The following is a 14,737-nucleotide window of genomic DNA, read 5'->3' on the forward strand; positions in this document are numbered from 1 at the left end:
GCCTGAATTGTCGCATTGGTCGCACCACCCGCCCATCATGAGCCGCCATGAAAAAAGCCCCGGAATTCGGGGCTTTTTTTGGAGCGCAGGGCTTTCAGTGCGCCAGGATCTTGTTGAGGAAATCCTTGGTGCGCGCCTGGCGGTTTTCCGGGTGGCTGAAAAACTCGTCCTTCGAGCAGTCTTCCAGAATCTTGCCGCCGACATCCATGAAAATCACGCGGCTGCCCACTTTTTTGGCAAAGCCCATTTCGTGGGTCACCACCATCATGGTCATGCCCTCGACGGCCAGGCCCATCATGCAGTCCAGCACCTCGCCGACCATTTCCGGGTCCAGCGCGGAAGTGGGTTCGTCAAACAGCATGGCGATCGGGTCCATGCTGAGCGCCCGGGCGATCGCCACACGCTGCTGCTGGCCACCGGAGAGCTGGCCGGGAAACTTGTCCTTGTGCGCCATCAGGCCCACGCGGTCCAGGTATTTCAAGCCGTGCTTCTTGGCTTCATCGGGCTTGCGGCCCAGTACCTTGACCTGCGCCAGCGTCAGGTTTTCGGTCACGCTCAGGTGTGGAAATAGCTCGAAATTCTGGAACACCATGCCAACGCGGCTGCGCAGCTTGGGCAAGTCCGTCTTGGGGTCATGCACGGCTTTGCCGTCGACAAAGATCTGGCCCTTCTGGAAAGGCTCCAGCGCGTTGATGGTCTTGATGAGTGTTGACTTGCCCGAACCCGACGGGCCGCAGACCACAACAACTTCACCCTTCTTGATGCTGGTGGTGCAGTTGTTCAGAACCTGCACTTCACCGTACCATTTGGAAACTTCTTTCAACTCAATCATCTTCTTCTCCAGTGTTCTATGAGGTTCGCTTGCCTTGAGAGCGGCTGCTTCAGCGAATGATGGCGATTCTGCTGTTCAGGCGTTTGACCATGAAGGACAGCCCGAAGCAGATCACGAAATAAACCACGGCGGCCAGCAGGTAGGCCTCTTCGGGGCGGCCGAAGATCTTGCCGGCGGTGCTGAAGCCCTTGAGCAGGTCGTAGGCGCCGATGGCGTAAACCAGCGAAGTATCCTGGAACAGGATGATGGTCTGGGTCAGCAGGATGGGCACCATGTTGCGGAAAGCCTGCGGCAGGATGATCAGCTTCATGTTTTGCGCGTAGGTCATGCCCAGGGCACGGCCCGCATTGACCTGCCCGCGCGAGATCGACTGGATGCCCGCACGCATGATTTCGCTGAAGTACGCGGCCTCGAAGGCCACGAAGGTGATGATGGCCGAAATCTCGGCACGGTAGTTGGCCCCCCAGGCGCCGAAGGTCGTGTAGAACGACGCAGGCACCAGCAGGAAGAACCAGAGGATCACCATGACCAGCGGAACGGAACGCATGCCGTTGACGTAGATGGTCGCAGGAACCGTCAGGAATTTTTTGCCCGACAGGCGCATCAGCGCGAGCACGGTGCCAAAAATAATGCCGCCTATGGTGGCGATGACGGTCAGCTCGATGCTGAAAATAAAGCCCTTGACGACGAACTGGGAAATCATCTCCCAGTTCAGGAAGCTCATGTCGAGTCCAAGCATGTCAGTGCCCTCCGCCCGTTGAGCCGGCTACAACGAAGCCGGGGATCTGGACCTTCTTCTCAACAAAGGCCATGACCCGGTTGACCGCGAAGGCAGAGATTGCATAAAGGGCCGTCACCGCCAGGTAGATCTCAATGCCGCGCGAAGTTTCTTCCTGCGCCTGCATGGCGAACATGGTGAGCTCGGCGATCGACACCGCGAAAGCCACGGAGGAATTTTTCAAGAGGTTCATCGATTCGCTGGTGAGCGGCGGAATGATGATGCGAAAAGCCATGGGCAGGATCACGTAGCGGTACGTCTGCACGGTGGTAAAGCCCATGGCCATGCCGGCATAGCGCTGGCCGCGCGGCAAGGCCTGCACGCCGGCCCTGACCTGCTCGGCAATACGCGCCGAGGTGAAAAATCCGAGAGCGAACACCACCAGGATGAAGCTGGGCAGCTCCTTCATGGCGGGGAAAATTTTGGGAACCACAAAGTACCAGATGAAAATCTGGACCAGCAAGGGAACGTTGCGAAACAGCTCGACCCAGGCATTGGCAAAGCGGACAAGCCACGGGCTGTTGGGCAAGGTGCGCAGCGTGCCGACCAGTGCGCCAAACAGCATGGCGATCACCCAGGATGCACCGGCGACGGACAGCGTCCAGCCCCATGCGTCAAACATCCATTGCAAGTAGGTTCGGCCACTACCGTCGTCATTTAGAAATACCTGCCAATCCCAAGTCATCACGGCTCCAGCAAAGGGTTGTTGTGTTGTTTTTCCATGCCACGGTAAACGAGAAACCCCGCCAGAGCATGATGTCAGGCGGGGTTCTTCAATTTACCTGACCCGAATTACTTCTGGGCGTACTCTTCCATGGGCTTGTCGTTCGGATTGTCCCAGGCTGCCTTGGTGCTGGCGCTCAGTGCCAGGCCGACCTTGGTGTTCTTCGGAGGAATCGGCGACAGGAACCATTTGGTCCACAGCTTGTTCATCTCGCCCGACTTGATCATGCTCTTGACCGTGTCGTCGGCCAGGCGCTTGAGCAGCGGGTCATCCTTGCGGATCATGATGGCGATGGGCTCGACGCTCAACACTTCACCGACGATCTTGAAGTCCGAAGGCTTCTTGGCGGTGGCGATGTTGCCGGCCAGGATGGAACCGTCCATGACGAACGCATCGGCGCGGCCCGATTCGAGCAGCAGGAAGCTGTCGGAGTGGTCCTTGCCGAAGATTTCCTTGAACTCGACGCCGGTGGCGCGCTTGTTCTTGCGCAGCGTCTGCACGGAAGTGGTACCCGTGGTGGTGGCCACGGTCTTGCCGCTGAGCTGGGCAACGGAGGTGATGCCGGAGCTGGCTTTCACCGCGATGCGGACTTCTTCGACGAAGGTGGTCACGACGAAGGCCACGTCTTTTTGACGGGTCGCGTTGTTGGTGGTGGAGCCGCACTCGATGTCGACTGTGCCGTTTTGCACGAGGGGAATGCGGTTTTGCGAGGTCACGGGCTGGTATTTGACTTCCAGCTTGCGCTCGGCGGCTTTTTCGAGGCCGGCCAGGATGCGCTGGCAGATTTCGACGTGGTAGCCGGTGTATTTGCCGTCACCGAGGGTATAGGACAGTGCACCGGAGGAGTCACGCACGCCCATGGTCACAACGCCTGAAGCCTTGACTTTGGAAAGGGTGTCGGCAAACGCACCGCCGGTGGCGAGCAATGCAACAGACAGAGCGACTAGCTTGAGTTTCATGGAATCTCCTGTAATGAATGAAACGATTAGCGAACTATTCTAGAGAGTTGGTTCCCGGGACATGCCTAGGTTTACCCGGCCTCTAAAAATGGGGGAAAGCGGACGGCGTGAAAGGGTTGATGGTTTTGCAAACCCGCAGCATTGACAGCAATTTCTGGGGTTTTCCAAAATGGTGCACGCATTAAAAGTCCGGAACTATACGGCAGATGTAAGCAGTCTTTGTGCCAGCGGACCGTCAGGCCGCCTGCACTCGTGGCCGCACAGGCTGGGCGATCACCCGAATGGCGCGGTGCCTGGCGCAGACCGATGCCGCACAAAGGGCCGTAAGGAAGGCAACGCAGACAGCAAATGAATCAACAAGCACGGGCAAGCACCAAAATTTGAACGTCACGAACTGTAAATTTGGAGGTGTCAAAACACCAATGCTGTTTCGACGATCTTCCATGCATTTTTCTTATAACCCCCTAGGGTTACTACTAGTCGTCAGTCTGATGCCAGCATTTGCCCACAAGGCCACCAGCCCGCTTCGGCAAAGGCCGGTCGGCTAGCGCGATGCCTGTGTCCCCGCGCTACGGCCACCCACCTTTTCCTTGCCGCCGGTTTGTGCCTGCAGGTAAGTCCACAATGCCTGGGCGTGGGTTTTGGCAGACTCCTTGGAGGTGGGCCGCTCACGGTACACGCGCACGTCCATGGTCATTTCCAGGTTGCCACCAGCGCTGACCAGTTTTTTGGCCCGTAATTCCTTCTTGACGGCGCTGAGCGGCAAAAACGCGATGCCGTGGCCTTCCAGGGCCATGGCCTTGAGGCCCTCGGCCATGTCGGTTTCGTACACCCGGTCCAGGTGGATGGCCGTGCTGGACTGCTTGAGGATCATGTCGACCATGCGGCCCAGGTAGGCGCCCGGCGCATAGCCCAGATAAGGCAAGGGCTGGCCGGCGCGGCCCGGCAGGCTGAACTCGGGCTCGCCCGCGGAATTGGCCCTGACAAAAGGTGCCAGCACTTCCTGGCCCAGCGACACCATTTCATAGCGGTCCGGATCCAGCTGGAAGGGCTGGGAGTCGTGGTGATAGGCGATCAGCAGGTCGCAACTGCCCTCGACAAGGCGCAGTACCGCATCGTGCACGTTCAGGGCAATCAGCCGGCTCTTGATGGGGCCGAACTTCTCGCGCAGGCTGCTGACCCAGGCGGGAAAGAAGGTGAAAGCCAATGTGTGCGGCACCGCAAACTCGATGACATCCTGCCCGGCCGAGGTGTGGCCGCGCAGCATGGCGCGGGTCGACTGCAAGCCCTGCAGCATCTCCAGCGACTGGCTGTACAGGGTTTCTCCGGCCGGCGTCAGCCGCGTGGGATAGGAGCTGCGGTCCACCAGGTCGGTACCGGCCCAGGCTTCCAGCGCCTGGATACGCCGTGAAAACGCGGGCTGGGTGACATGACGCAATTGGGCGGAGCGGCTGAAACTGCGGGTTTCAGCCAGGCTCACAAAATCTTCCAGCCATTTGGTTTCCATGGGCCAATTATGCGAGCCTGTGTAGAAGTTTGACCTACGGGGATTCCATAGCCGGGGAGTCGCAAGACGCGCGGGATGATGCTGCTGATCCGTTCCCGCCGGCAGCCGTTCGCCCGTTGCTATCTATTTAGTAGCTGCTTGCGCTCACCAATAAAGGGCTGGAGCGCGATTTGGCACGCAATCCCTACGCCTCTGCCGAACTCTGCTGCAACGCCCACATCCGCGCATACGCGCCTTCCAGCGCCAACAGCTGCGCGTGCGTGCCGCGCTCCACAATGCGCCCAGCGTCCATCACCAGGATCTCATGCGCGTCCACCACGGTAGACAGCCGGTGCGCAATCACCAGCGTGGTCTTGTTTTGCGCGGCGGTGCGCAGCTCGGCCTGGATGGCGCGCTCGTTGGCCGAATCCAGCGCCGAAGTGGCTTCGTCAAAAATCACCACCGGCGGGTTTTTCAGCAGCGTGCGGGCAATGGCCACGCGCTGCTTTTCACCGCCCGACAGCTTCAGGCCGCGCTCACCCACCATGGTCTGGTAGCCCAGCGGCGTCGAGGCAATAAAACCATGGATGCGGGCCGCGCGCGCGGCTTCTTCGACCTCGGCATGGCTGGCGCCCGGCTTGCCGTAGGCGATGTTGTATTCCACCGTGTCGTTGAACAGCACGGTGTCCTGCGGCACAATGCCGATGGACTGGCGCACGCTGGACTGCGTGACCTGCTTGATGTCCTGCCCGGCAATGGTGATGCGGCCCTGCTGGACATCGTAAAAGCGGTAGAGCAGGCGCGCCAGCGTGGACTTGCCGGCGCCCGAAGAGCCCACCACCGCGACGGTCTTGCCCGGCGGAATTTCAAAGCTCACGTTGTGCAGGATGGGCCGCGCCGGGTCGTAGGCGAAGTTCACATTCTCAAAACGCACGGCCGGGGTGCCGTCTATGACGATGGGCTGGGCGCCCGGCACGTCGGCGATTTCACGCTCGCGCTCCATCAGCACAAACATCTTGTCCAGGTCGGTCAGGCTTTGCTTGATCTCGCGGTAAATCACACCCAGGAAACCCAGCGGAATGTAGAGCTGGATCATGAAGGCATTGACCATCACCAGGTCGCCCAGGGTCATGCGACCGTCCACCACCCCCTGGGTCGCGCGCCAGAGCATGGCCACCAGCCCGATGGCGATGATGAGCTGCTGCCCGGTGTTGAGCAGGCTCAGCGTGTTCTGGCTCTTGATGGCGGCACGCCGGTAGCGCTGCAGGTTTTCGTCGTAGCGTGCGGCTTCAAACTCTTCGTTGTTGAAGTACTTGACGGTTTCGTAGTTCAGCAGCGAATCGATGGCGCGGCTGTGGGCCGACGAATCGAGCTCATTCATGGCCTTGCGAAACTGTGTGCGCCACTCTGTCACCGTGACAGTGAAGAAAATGTAGAACACGAGCGCGATGCCCGTGATGCCGGCAAACCAGACGTCGAACTTGACGGCCAGCAGCGTCAGCACCAGCGTCACTTCAATCAGCGTCGGGATGATGCTGTAGAGCGAGTACGAGATCAGCGAATGCACGCCGCGCGTGCCGCGCTCGATGTCGCGCGTCATGCCGCCGGTTTGCCGCTCCAGGTGAAAGCGCAGGCTGAGCGCATGCAGGTGCCTGAACACTTCCAGCGAAATCCGCCGCGCCGCGCCTTCAGTGGCTTTGGCAAACACCAGTTCGCGCAGTTCGGTAAAAAGCGTCGTCGACAGGCGCAGCAAGCCGTAGGCCAGCAGCAGCGCCACCGGCACCACCAGCACCGCCTGTGCGTCGCCCGGCTTGAAGTTCATGGCGTCGACCAGGTTCTTCAGCAAGAGCGGCACGCCCACGTTGGCCATCTTGGCGCCCACCATGAAGCTCAGGGCCGCCAGCACGCGCCATTTGTAATCCCACAGGTAAGGGAAAAGGCGTTTGAGGGTGCCAAGGTCCGAGCGCTGGAACGCGAGCGCCTTGCCGGCGCCCGGCGCTGACGCGGCGGCAGGCACAGCCAGGGAAGAATCAACAGCGGAAGCTCGGGAGCGCATGAGGGACAATCGTGTAGGTTGTTGTAATAACTTTTTCAGATTGTGCCTATGTCTACCGAATCAAGCACCCATACGGACATTCACGCCGAGGACGCCCTGAACGTCCAGTTGCCCACCGACAAGGAACTGGTGCTCAAGGTCATTCCCATGCCGGCCGACTGCAATGCCAACGGCGACATCTTCGGCGGCTGGGTCATGGCGCAGGTCGACCTGGCCGGCTCGGTGGTGCCAGCCCGCCACGTGGACGGGCGCATGGCGACCGTGGCCGTCAACCAGTTCATTTTCAAGCAGCCCGTGCGGGTCGGCGACATCCTGTCGTTTTTCTCCTGCGTGACCCGTATCGGCACCACGTCCATCACGGTCCAGGTTGAGGTCTATGCCGAGCGCTTTCGCGCCCAGGGCCGCTACATCAAGGTCACCGAAGCCAGCCTGACTTACGTGGCCATTGACGATTTCGGCAAGCCCCGCAAGATTCCCAAAGCCTGACGCCCGGGTTCCAGGTGCCTTCACCTGCCACCCGGATGCTATTTATTTGATAGCTGCTTGCGCCAGATACAAAAGGCCTACAGGCCTTTTTTGCTTAAATTTTCCCGCAATCCCCGTCAGGCACCCCACCAGCCCACGCGAGGGGCAGCCTGGGCTTCTTCAAGCTCCGCCTCGCTGACTTCGATCTCCATGCGCAGCAGCGCTGCCGCCATGGCCTTGCCCAGGTTGTCCAGGCGCAGGTTGCGCGCGCCGCCGCCTTGCAGCGCGCCTTGCAATACCAGCTTGAGGGCCAGGATATTGGGCAAGCGCCAGCATTGCACCGCGCCCGGCAGCCAGGGCGCAAAGTGCGCCTGCACGCGTTCGGCCGTCACCTCGCGCTCGATGAGCCGGTAACCCGTTTCGTTCCAGGCAAAGAGGCCAAAGTCCACCCAGTCGGCCTTGTCGCCGCTGCGCGCATGCGCGAGCTTCACCAATTGCACCCTCATGACTGCAACACCTCCACACGCACCGCCGCCTCAACCGCTTGCCGGTCAATCAGCGCAGGCCAGATGCCCAACAACTCGCTACTGTTGTTCAGGCCGTGAAAGCCGCAGGTATAGGCCGGCCCGCTCAAAGCCATCCACGGAAAGAGCCGGCCAAAACCTTCAGCAACCGCTTTGTCCTGCGTCCTGATCGCCATACGAACCCAGACCTCGTTGAGCTCCGCCAGCACTGCAGGCGCAGGCAGTGGCGCCAGTGGGCCATGTGCCGAGTTGAGCCCCGGGAATTCGACAAAGAGTTCGTCATGTGCCAGGCGCTTGTCCCTCAGCTGGACTTTCACCATCTCCACGGCTGCCACTGCCTTGTCGTAGGCATCAGGCCAGCTAAAGCCCCAGGTGACCTCGGCCTTGTAGCCGTCGCGAAACCCGCCCACCACCTTGAGCTGCGCGGGCCGCGTGTGGCCGCGCACGCCCGTCATGCGGACGGCATCGTTGCCCAGGTCTTCCAGACGCACCGCCGATAAATCCATCACCACATCGGGCGAGGCATAGTGTCCCGGGTCATGCACCTCATACAGCAGCTGCTGGCGCACCGTATCGAAATTGATGCGGCCGCCCGTGTCCGGTGCCTTGGTGATCAGCGCCGTGCCGTCTTCACTGACCTCGGCGATGGGATAGCCGATATGGGCGAGATCGGGAATGGCCTTCCACGCCTGCTGGCTGCCAAAGTTGCCGCCGCTGCCCTGGCCCGAGCATTCGAGCAAGTGCCCCACCGCGAGACCCTGCGCCAGCCGGTCGAGATCCACTTGCGCCTCTGCGTCCTCCAGCTTCCAGTTGAATTCATGCACAAGCGGCGCCAGGAACAGCGCCGCATCGGCGACGCGCCCTGTCACCACAATATCGGCGCTTTGCTGCAACGCCGACACGATGGGCCGCGCGCCCAGATAGGCATTGGCAAACACCATGCGCTCGCGCACGGACTCAAAGCCCTGGCCGTTGAACATGTGCGGCGGTGCGATCGCCCCCAGCTGCGGCAGGACTTCATCACCCGTGACCACCGCGATGCGCGCCTTCCAGCCTTTGGCCGCAAACGCTGCACGCAATGCAGCAGCCGCGCCCGCAGGATTGAGTCCACCCGCGTTGCAGATGAACTTTACGCTGCGCGCCTGCATCAGCGGCCACAGCTTCATCAGCATGGGGACCACATCCCGTGCATAGCCCAGTGCAGGGTCGCGCTGCCGGTCTTTTTGCAGGATGGCCAGCGTCAGCTCGGCGAGGTGGTCACTCGCGATGTAGTGCACACCACCGCGCTCGATGCTCGCGGCCACAGGCTCCCATGCGTCACCGTAGAAACCCAAGCCTGCGCCTATACGAACATTTCCTCTCATGTAAGGGATTACGCTTGATCGCGTATGCGACACGTATTCGGAACAACCCCTAGCGACAGACCTTTAAGCGACAGCTATAACCAAAGTTCATCAAAGGGGAGACTGCTTCGTGCAATTCCTGCAGTTGCTCATCAGCGGCGTCGCCCAGGGCTGTATCTACGGCCTTATCGCGCTGGGCTTTGTACTGATTTACAAGGCCACCGAGACGGTCAGCTTCGCGCAGGGCGAACTGATGATGCTGGGCGCTTTCGGAGGCCTGGCCTGCATGACCTTGCTGGGGTTTCCCTTCTGGTTGGCGGTGATCAGCGCGATTGCGGGCATGGCGCTCTTCGGCATGGTGCTGGAGCGCCTCGTGATACGCCCCATCCTCGGCCAGCCCGCGTTTTCCATCGTGATGCTGACCATAGGTGTCGGCTACACGGCGCGCGGCCTCATCACCATGATCCCCGGCATAGGCACCGAAACCTATGTGCTGCCCGTGCCCTACAAAGACCAGATATGGAGCCTGGGCGCGCTGGTCATCAATGTCGAGCAGGTTGCCATCATCGTCACTACCGCAGCGCTGTGCCTCGTCTTGTTTGCGATGTTCAAGTACAGCAAGCTGGGCATCGCCATGCAGGCGTCGTCGCAAAACCAGCTGGCCGCGTACTACATGGGCATCCCCGTGAAACGCCTTAACGGCCTCGTGTGGGCGCTGGCCTCGGCCGTCGCCGCGATTGCCGGCCTCTTGCTCGCACCCATCACCTTTGTGCACGCCAACATGGGTTTTATCGGGCTCAAGGCTTTCCCGGCCGCGGTGGTAGGCGGTTTCGGCAGCCTGCCAGGCGCAATTGTGGGCGGCCTTGTCATCGGCCTGGTCGAATCGTTCTCGGGCTTTTATCTGCCCGACGGCTTCAAGGACATTGCTGCCTATGTGGTGGTGCTCATCATGCTGATGGTCAAGCCCAGCGGCCTGTTCGGCGAAAAGCTGAGAAAAAAGGTCTGACCCGTCATGCGTTTTATTTTCAAAACCGATTACGGGCAAGACATCAAGCTTGCGAAGCACACCGGCCATGTGTTCTGGTATGGCGCGCTGATGCTGTTGTTGCTCGCCGCGCCCTGGCTGTTTCCCGAGTACTGGCTCGCACAACTCACCTTCGTGATGATCTACGCCATCGCCGGGCTGGGCCTGATGTTGCTGGCGGGTTTCACCGGCCTCTTCTCTTTGGGGCACGCGGCCTTTCTGGGCGTCGGCGCTTACACGCAGGCGGTGATGACCAATGCAGGCCTGCCCTTTCCCATCGCACTGGTTTGCGCCGCCGGCTTGTCGGCCGCGGTAGGCCTGGTCGTGGGCCTGCCCGCGCTGCGCGTGAAGGGCATTTACCTCGGTATGGCCACGCTGTCTTTTGGTTTCATTGTTGAAGAAGTGTTTGCACGCTGGGAAAGCGTCACCGGCGGCAATGCCGGCATCCACATCAAGGTGCCCGACATGTTCGGCTGGAAGCTGGCCAGCGGCGAGTCGTTTTATTTCCTCTGCCTCATCATCACCGTCGCCGCCACGCTGGGCATCCTCAACCTCCTGCGCTCGCCCACGGGCCGGGCTTTTGTGGCGATTCGCGACTCAGAGATTTCCGCGCAGAGCATGGGCATCCATCTGGCGCGCTACAAGACGCTGTCGTTTGCGCTGTCGGCCGCGCTGGCCGGCGTGGCCGGCGCGCTCTATGCGCACAAGCTGCAGTTCATCTCGCCCGACCAGTTCAACATCCTGCAGTCCATCGACCTGTTGCTGATGATCGTGATCGGCGGCGTGGGGTCGGTACACGGTGCTTTTCTGGGCGCCATCTTTTTGATCTCCATGCCGCAGGTGATCGGCCTCACCAAAGACTATTTGCCCGCCACCATAGGCCAGGCGCCCGGCCTGCAGGCGGCGGTCTACGGCATTGTGCTGATTGCCTTTGTGCTGTTTGAGCCGATGGGGCTGTATGGCCGCTGGCTGAAGGTTCGCACCTATTTGCAGCTCTTTCCGTTCTACCGCAAGGGCCTGTTCAAACGGCAAAAAACTTTCCAGAAGTCGGACCGTCTGAAATGAGCAAAACACTCCTTTCCGCCAAAAATCTTAGCGTGCGCTTCGGCGGCGTGCTGGCCGTCAACAACGTGAGCTTTGACGTCAAGCAGGGCGAAGTCTTCACGCTCATCGGCCCCAACGGCGCCGGCAAGACCACGGTGTTCAACCTGATCAGCCGCATCTACACGCCCACCACCGGCGAGATTGAATACCGCGGCGAAAAGCTCACGCATCAGCCACCACACAAGATCGCCTCGCTGGGCATTGCGCGCACCTTCCAGAACATCGAACTGTTTGAACACGCCACCGTGCTGCACAACCTGTTGATTGGCCGGCACACGCACCGGCAAACCGGCTTGCTGCACGACCTGTTTTTTACCGCCAGGGCGCGAGATGCCGAACTGCTGGCACGCGAAAAAGCCGAGCAGGTCATTGACTTCCTCGACCTGCAACATCACCGCGATTCGATGGTCGCAGGTCTTCCCTACGGCGTGCGCAAGGTGGTCGAGCTGGCGCGGGCGCTGTGCACCGAGCCGCAGTTGCTGCTGCTTGACGAGCCCTCTTCCGGCCTCAATGTGGAGGAAACCGGCGACATGGCCTTCTGGATCCAGGACATCCAGCACGAGCTGGGCATCACGGTACTGATGGTCGAGCACGATATGTCGCTGGTCTCACGCGTGTCTGACCGGGTTCTCGCCATGAACCAGGGCGAAGTCCTGGCCATGGGCACGCCGCGCGAAGTACAGCACGATCCCGGTGTGATTGAGGCTTATCTTGGTTCGGTGGATGAGGTCACGTCTTTAAGGAGAACGGCATGAGCGCGGTTCCCCCACCGGTGAGTGACCAACCCGTCCTGAAACTCCTCAACGTCGAGAGTTCGTATGGCCCCATCAAGGCCATACGCGGCATCAGCCTGCAGGTGCGCCGCAGCGAAATTGCCACGGTGCTGGGCTCCAACGGTGCAGGCAAATCCACCATCCTCAAGACCATCTCGGGCATCCTCGATCCGCGCAAAGGCTCCATCGACTTCAAGGGCGAGGACATCACGGCACAGGATCCGGCCCATATCGTGCAGCAAGGCTTGTCGCATGTGCCAGAGGGACGCGAGGTATTCCCTTTGCTGAGCGTGCGCGACAACCTGCTGATGGGCGCCTACACCCGCAAAGACAGCGACGGTGTGGCGCTCGACATGGAGGCGGTGTACGGCTACTTCCCGATCCTGAAAGAGCGCGCCCTGCAAGACGCCGGGCTGCTGTCGGGCGGGCAGCAGCAAATGCTGGCGATCTCGCGCGCGCTCATGGCCTCGCCCGACCTCATCTTGCTCGACGAACCCAGCCTGGGCCTGTCGCCCAAACTCACCAAGGAAATTTTTGAGATTGTGGTGCGCATCAACCGCGAGCGCGGCACCACCATCCTGTTGGTCGAGCAAAACGCCAACATGGCGCTCAACGCGTCGGACTATGGCTATGTGCTGGAGAACGGTCGCATCGTGATGGAAGACACCTGCGCCCGCCTGCGCGAGAAGGACGACATCAAGGAGTTCTACCTCGGCATGAAGGAAGACGGTGTGCGGGGCGAGCGGCGCTGGAAGAAAAAGAAGACGTGGCGGTGACTGAATGAGCAACCTTTGGGACCTTAGCCATATCCAGCCCGAGCATGCCATCGTCATGCCGGGCGAAACCATTCCCGCCGTATTCTGGAACGCGGTGGAGCAGCGCAGCCACAAGACCTGGATGCGGCAGAAAAAGCTGGGCATCTGGCGCAGCTGGACGTGGACACAAACCGGTGACGCGGTACGCGAAGTCGCCGCCGGCCTGCTCAGCCTGGGCTTTGCGCGCGACGAATGCGCCTCCATCCTTTCCAACACCGTGATCGAATGGGTGCTGGCCGACCTGGCGGTACTGAGCTGCGGCGGCGTGTGCAGCGGCATCTACCCTACCGATGCCGCATCGCAGGTGCACTACCTCTGCGATGACTCGCGCACCACCGTGCTGTTTGTCGAAGACGACGAGCAGCTCGACAAGGCACTGGAAGTGCGGCCGCAATTACCGCTGCTGCGCAAGATCATCGTGTTTGACACCGAAGGCCTGCGTGACCTGGATGACCCGGGCGTCATGGGCCTGGCCGAACTTCGCGCGCTGGGCCGCAGTTACCTGGCGGATCACCCCAACGCGGTGAAAGACAGCGCTGCTGCCTGCAGACCCGAGGACCTGGCCATCCTGGTCTACACCTCGGGCACCACCGGCAAACCCAAGGGCGCCATGCACAGCCAGCGCGGGCTGGTGTTTACCGCGCGCGGCTACAACACGCTGGTGGCACAGAACGAAGACGACGAGCGCATGTGCTTTTTGCCGCTGTGCCATATCGCCGAGCGCATGGGCGGCGAATATTTCGCGATGTATGCGGGCGCCAAGCTCAATTTTGTCGAGAACCCCGAAACCATTCCCGAGAACGTGCGCGAGATCGCGCCCACAGTGTTCACCGCCGTGCCGCGTGTGTGGGAAAAGTTTTATTCAGGCGTGATGATCGCGTTGAAGGAAGCCAGCTGGCTGCAACAGGCCGCCTATGCCTGGAGCATCGGCGTGGGCATGCGCATCGCCGACACCGTGCTGGCCGGCCAGCCGGTCAGCGCATCGCTCAAGGCCCGCTTCACGCTGGCGCGCTGGTTGGCGCTCAACAACACGCGCAAGCTCATTGGCATTCACAAGGCACGGTTTTGCGTCACGGGTGCGGCGCCCATTTCGCCCGACCTGGTGAAGTGGTACATGGCGCTGGGCGTTCCCATGCTGGAGGTCTGGGGCATGACGGAGACCTGCGGCGCCGCCAGCGGCGTGCCGGCCAGCTGCATGAGGCCCGGCTCCATCGGCCCGGCCGCCGGCTACAACGAAATGCGGCTGGATGCAGCCACCGGCGAGATTCTGGTGCGGGGCACCAATGTCTTCATGGGCTACCTGAACCAGCCACAAAAAACCGCCGAGACGCTGGATGCCCAGGGCTGGCTGCACACCGGCGACGTGGGCGTGATGGACGAGCAAGGGTTTTTCCGTATCACCGACCGGATGAAGGACATCATCATCACCGCCGGCGGCAAGAACGTGACGCCCAGCGAGCTGGAAAACGAACTCAAGTTCTCCCCCTACATCACCGACGCCGTGGTCATCGGCGACAAGCGCGCCTACCTCACGGTCATCATCATGATCGACCAGGAAAACGTCGAGAAATTCGCCCAGGATGCGGACATACCCTTCAGTAATTACGCCAGCTTGACGCGGGCAACTGAAGTGCAAGAATTGATTCAGTCGGAAATCGACCGGGTCAACAAGAAGTTTGCGCGGGTCGAGCAGATCAAGAAATTCTTTTTGCTCGACACGCAGCTCACGGCGGAGGACGAAGAACTCACGCCGACCATGAAGCTCAAGCGCAAACTCGTAGAACAAAAATACGCCCCGCAAATAGAGGCCATGTACTGATTCCGTGCACCGGGTGAACAAGAGCCAAGAACCTT

At 60.8% G+C, this 14,737-nt stretch carries 14 protein-coding genes; 6 read left to right on the forward strand and 8 right to left on the reverse strand.

Going from position 1 to position 14,737, the window contains the following annotated elements; all coding sequences use genetic code 11:
* Positions 1 to 94: 94 nt before the first annotated feature.
* From AC1DZE_RS03310 to AC1DZE_RS03335, 6 genes are all read right to left on the reverse strand, one after another.
* Positions 95 to 832 (reverse strand): amino acid ABC transporter ATP-binding protein, encoded by a 738-nt coding sequence (locus AC1DZE_RS03310; protein WP_457281125.1) that lies wholly within the window; start codon positions 830 to 832, stop codon positions 95 to 97.
* 49 nt (positions 833 to 881) lie between these two features.
* Positions 882 to 1,571, reverse strand: coding sequence for an amino acid ABC transporter permease (locus AC1DZE_RS03315; protein WP_477672441.1), 690 nt, complete (start codon positions 1,569 to 1,571; stop codon positions 882 to 884).
* Between the two features lies 1 nt (position 1,572).
* Entirely contained in the window at positions 1,573 to 2,295 is a 723-nt protein-coding gene (locus tag AC1DZE_RS03320) for an amino acid ABC transporter permease (protein WP_457281127.1), read from the reverse strand.
* Positions 2,296 to 2,402: 107 nt separating this feature from the next.
* On the reverse strand, positions 2,403 to 3,293 hold the full coding sequence (locus tag AC1DZE_RS03325) for a transporter substrate-binding domain-containing protein (RefSeq protein ID WP_477672440.1): 891 nt from the start codon (positions 3,291 to 3,293) through the stop codon (positions 2,403 to 2,405).
* 544 nt (positions 3,294 to 3,837) lie between these two features.
* Positions 3,838 to 4,800: a LysR substrate-binding domain-containing protein gene (locus AC1DZE_RS03330; protein ID WP_477668423.1), complete on the reverse strand. Its 963-nt coding sequence runs from the start codon at positions 4,798 to 4,800 to the stop codon at positions 3,838 to 3,840.
* Between the two features lie 184 nt (positions 4,801 to 4,984).
* A complete protein-coding gene (locus tag AC1DZE_RS03335) occupies positions 4,985 to 6,835 on the reverse strand; it encodes an ABCB family ABC transporter ATP-binding protein/permease (RefSeq protein WP_477668424.1) in 1,851 nt (616 codons plus the stop codon).
* A gap of 48 nt (positions 6,836 to 6,883) precedes the next feature.
* Between AC1DZE_RS03335 and AC1DZE_RS03340 the strand changes: the two genes are divergently transcribed.
* Positions 6,884 to 7,321 (forward strand): acyl-CoA thioesterase, encoded by a 438-nt coding sequence (locus AC1DZE_RS03340; protein WP_457281131.1) that lies wholly within the window; start codon positions 6,884 to 6,886, stop codon positions 7,319 to 7,321.
* A 116-nt stretch (positions 7,322 to 7,437) separates the two neighbouring features.
* Here the strand turns inward: AC1DZE_RS03340 and AC1DZE_RS03345 are convergent, their stop codons facing one another.
* Positions 7,438 to 7,806, reverse strand: coding sequence for an AtuA-related protein (locus AC1DZE_RS03345; RefSeq protein ID WP_477672439.1), 369 nt, complete (start codon positions 7,804 to 7,806; stop codon positions 7,438 to 7,440).
* Positions 7,803 to 9,188 (reverse strand): acyclic terpene utilization AtuA family protein, encoded by a 1,386-nt coding sequence (locus tag AC1DZE_RS03350; protein ID WP_477699771.1) that lies wholly within the window; start codon positions 9,186 to 9,188, stop codon positions 7,803 to 7,805. The genes AC1DZE_RS03345 and AC1DZE_RS03350 overlap by 4 nt, the downstream gene beginning before the upstream one ends.
* Positions 9,189 to 9,297: 109 nt before the next feature.
* Between AC1DZE_RS03350 and AC1DZE_RS03355 the strand changes: the two genes are divergently transcribed.
* The 5 genes from AC1DZE_RS03355 to AC1DZE_RS03375 are packed head-to-tail and all read left to right on the forward strand — an operon-like array spanning position 9,298 to position 14,702.
* Positions 9,298 to 10,173 (forward strand): branched-chain amino acid ABC transporter permease, encoded by an 876-nt coding sequence (locus tag AC1DZE_RS03355; protein ID WP_477668427.1) that lies wholly within the window; start codon positions 9,298 to 9,300, stop codon positions 10,171 to 10,173.
* Positions 10,174 to 10,179: 6 nt separating this feature from the next.
* A complete protein-coding gene (locus tag AC1DZE_RS03360; RefSeq protein ID WP_477699772.1) occupies positions 10,180 to 11,256 on the forward strand; it encodes a branched-chain amino acid ABC transporter permease in 1,077 nt (358 codons plus the stop codon).
* The gene (locus AC1DZE_RS03365; protein WP_477674696.1) at positions 11,253 to 12,050 is read left to right on the forward strand and encodes an ABC transporter ATP-binding protein; all 798 of its coding nucleotides are present in this window, start codon (positions 11,253 to 11,255) and stop codon (positions 12,048 to 12,050) included. Before AC1DZE_RS03360 ends, AC1DZE_RS03365 begins: the two co-directional genes overlap by 4 nt.
* Entirely contained in the window at positions 12,047 to 12,844 is a 798-nt protein-coding gene (locus AC1DZE_RS03370; protein ID WP_477668430.1) for an ABC transporter ATP-binding protein, read from the forward strand. The genes AC1DZE_RS03365 and AC1DZE_RS03370 overlap by 4 nt, the downstream gene beginning before the upstream one ends.
* A gap of 4 nt (positions 12,845 to 12,848) precedes the next feature.
* A complete protein-coding gene (locus AC1DZE_RS03375) occupies positions 12,849 to 14,702 on the forward strand; it encodes an AMP-dependent synthetase/ligase (protein ID WP_477668431.1) in 1,854 nt (617 codons plus the stop codon).
* Positions 14,703 to 14,737: the final 35 nt, after the last annotated feature.

The organism is Polaromonas sp. P1_F1 (assembly GCF_056405795.1).